Origin of the sequence: Rhodopseudomonas julia, assembly GCF_030813515.1 — a bacterium.
GTDB lineage: Bacteria > Pseudomonadota > Alphaproteobacteria > Rhizobiales > Afifellaceae > Afifella > Afifella julia.
Genome location: NZ_JAUSUK010000005.1, coordinates 1 through 2,696, shown reverse-complemented (window position 1 = coordinate 2,696; position 2,696 = coordinate 1). Strand labels below are relative to the sequence as shown.

The following is a 2,696-nucleotide window of genomic DNA, read 5'->3' as shown; positions in this document are numbered from 1 at the left end:
ATGGAAACCAGCGATGAAGCATCAAGCTCCGAAGAGCAGTGCTCCCCGCCGCCGGTGTTGCGGTATATATTCAGACCGCCCCGACCTGTCAACAGACTCATTTCGAAATTCAACACACCGCCCCTTGGGCCCCGGTTTTCCGCGATTTCGCTTTTCCCCAGGCCGGCTCCCAGCCCAGCTCAATCCTCGAAACGGCCATTGGGGTCGCGGTCGTTTGCATAGTGATGGCGCACCGGAAACGCCGGGAGCCAGGATTCCCGCCGCACGGTCCAGCTTTCATAGGTCGGCGCGAATTGGTCCGGCTGATCGAGCGCGCCCAGATGGACCTCCACCTCGTCGCCGCTGCGCGCAAACACTGACGAGCCGCAGCGCGCGCAGAAATATCGCCCGCGATAATCGGTGGGCGCGCCGGTGACTGTCACCGCATTGTCAGGAAAGATCGCCGAGGCGTGAAACAGCGCCCCGTGATGCTTGCGGCAATCGAGGCAATGGCAGAGGCCGACGCGGTAGGGCCGGCCCGTCGCGACGAAACGCACCTCCCCGCACAGGCATCCGCCCGCGAATATCTCCATGACCCAACTCCCGGTATTCGACGTTCCGGGGAGGGTCCCGCAAGGACGGGTCCGGCGCAAGCGGCTCTTTGGAGAGCGACGACCGGGGTTATTCGCGGCGACGGCGCGTCCCTCCTCGTGGAGATCGGCTGACGGAAACGACACGACGACCTTTTGCGTACTCTCACCGTCGACGGTCACTTTGCCGCTCTGATGGATGCCGGCGATCGCCTTCAGCCGATCGGCCGCCGTCCGCGCGGTGAGAGCTTTCGCCTCATGCTCGCGACCGATTCGGGGATCGCCGCGGCGTGCGCTGTTCGCGCGTTCCGCAACGGGCGGCAAAACGCCATTCCCTTTCGTGTGACCAGCGAAGATCCCTGGCAAAAACGACACGCCGGCTCGCTCGGACGGCCGGACGAGAGTGAGCGCCACGCAAATCATGACGCGCCTGCGGCAGGAATCGCTTGCGGCCATCTCTCGCGTTTCGCCAACCGGCGACCGAGATGGCGCGACGCCATGGCGTCGGACGTGTCGAACACCGGCCTCAGACCTTCCCAGGTCTCTCTCGCTCTTTAGGCGGAAATGTCGCGGACGCGTCTGTCAGGTCCCCGAGACTTCCCCTGCAGGCTCTTCAGCCGAAGCCGTTCTGCGCCGAGGGGCAGTGAGCTATTGCGGCAAAACCGTTCAACTGCCGGCGGGCAAGGGATCCGTTCCCTCGCTCAGGATGGCAAGATAGCGCTGGTAGCTGAACACCCGCCCCCGCTTGCGCCCAGTGATTTCCTCAACGATGCCCATCTTCTCCAGTTCGGCCAGGGCCGCATTGACTGTCGGCGCGGACAAGCCGGTTTTCTCGACGAGCTGGTTGGAGCTCAAAAACGGGTTCTGCTGAAAAAGCTCGTGGATGCGCAGCGCCGAGCCGGCGCGGTCGCTTTCGTTCGTGATTCGCTCGCGGTCTTCCTTGAAAAGGTCGACGATCCGGGTGGCTGCCTCGAAAGCCTGGTTCGCCGTTTCGGCAACGCCCGCGAGGAAGAAGTCGAGCCAGGCCTCCCAGGCGCCATGCTCGCGCACCTCCTGAAGCAGGCGGTAATAGTCGCCGCGATGCGTCTTCAGGTAGAGGCTGAGATAGAGCAGCGGCTTGCGCAGCACCCCGTTGACGCAAAGATACAGCGTCACCAAAAGGCGGCCAATGCGACCGTTGCCGTCGAGAAACGGGTGGATCGTCTCAAACTGGACATGCAGCAGTCCGGCCTTGATCAGAGCCGGCAAGCGCGATTCGTCTTCGTGGATGAAATGCTCCAGCGCCTCGAGGCAGGCATCGAGTTCGGTGACGGGCGGCGGGACGTAGAGCGCGTTCCCGGGGCGCGAGCCTCCGATCCAGTTCTGCGAGCGGCGGAATTCGCCCGGGTCCTTCGTGCCGCCGCGGCCGCTTTTCAAAAGCCGGCCATGCATCTCGCGGATGAGGCGCAACGACAAGGGAAGGTCGGCGAGCCGTTCCAGCCCGTACATCATCGCATCGACGTAGTTCGAAACTTCGCGGATCTCGTCGATCGGCTCTCCCGCGCGAGCTTCGGTCTCGAAGCGCAGGAGATCGCTCAGTGTGGATTGCGTCCCCTCGATCTGCGATGAGAGCACCGCCTCCTTGCGCACATACATATAGAGAAAGAGCTCCTGGCGCGGCAGCAGCATGGTGATCCCATCCAGCCGCCCGAGCGCGCGCTCGGCGAGACTCAGGCGATCGAGAAGAGCCAGGACGTCGACCGGCGGCGTCGGCGGCAGAGGCGGCGGAACGAAGGCGCGGACGTTTTCGCCCCCGACAGGCGTTGCGACATATCGGCCGAGGCGCAAATCAGGGTCGGAATCGGTCATGGCGCATCCTGGCAGCGCGGCCTTATTTAAGCAATCAAGATATTACTTAAATAACACATATGCGACCGTAAGCAGCCTTAAATAGTGCCGTCGCCTCCCGCCCCTCCCAACAGACGGAGACTTCCGCTGATCTGGCATCTGGGCGATCTGTCAACGGGAGGTTAGGGTAGCCCCCAAACGCAAGAAGCCCCGCGGGAGCGGGGCTTTTGAGTATCTGTATAGAGATGGTTGCGGGGAGAGGATTTGAACCTCTGACCTTCAGGTTATGAGCCTGACGAG

Annotated in this window: 2 protein-coding genes; both read right to left on the bottom strand. The window is 63.0% G+C overall.

Features of this window, described 5'->3' with window-relative positions; all coding sequences use genetic code 11:
* Window positions 1-179: 179 nt before the first annotated feature.
* Window positions 180-572 (bottom strand): GFA family protein, encoded by a 393-nt coding sequence (locus J2R99_RS17725; RefSeq protein WP_307155774.1) that lies wholly within the window; start codon window positions 570-572, stop codon window positions 180-182.
* Between the two features lie 663 nt (window positions 573-1,235).
* Window positions 1,236-2,417 carry a Fic family protein gene (locus tag J2R99_RS17720; protein ID WP_307155773.1) on the bottom strand — a complete coding sequence of 394 codons (1,182 nt, stop codon included), beginning with the start codon at window positions 2,415-2,417 and terminating at the stop codon, window positions 1,236-1,238.
* Window positions 2,418-2,696: the final 279 nt, after the last annotated feature.

What these genes read in the sequence shown, in the direction of transcription:
- J2R99_RS17725 (WP_307155774.1), bottom strand. Translation starts at nt 572, where the DNA reads ATGGAGATATTCGCGGGCGGATGCCTGTGCGGGGAGGTGCGTTTCGTC.
- J2R99_RS17720 (WP_307155773.1), bottom strand. Translation starts at nt 2,417, where the DNA reads ATGACCGATTCCGACCCTGATTTGCGCCTCGGCCGATATGTCGCAACG.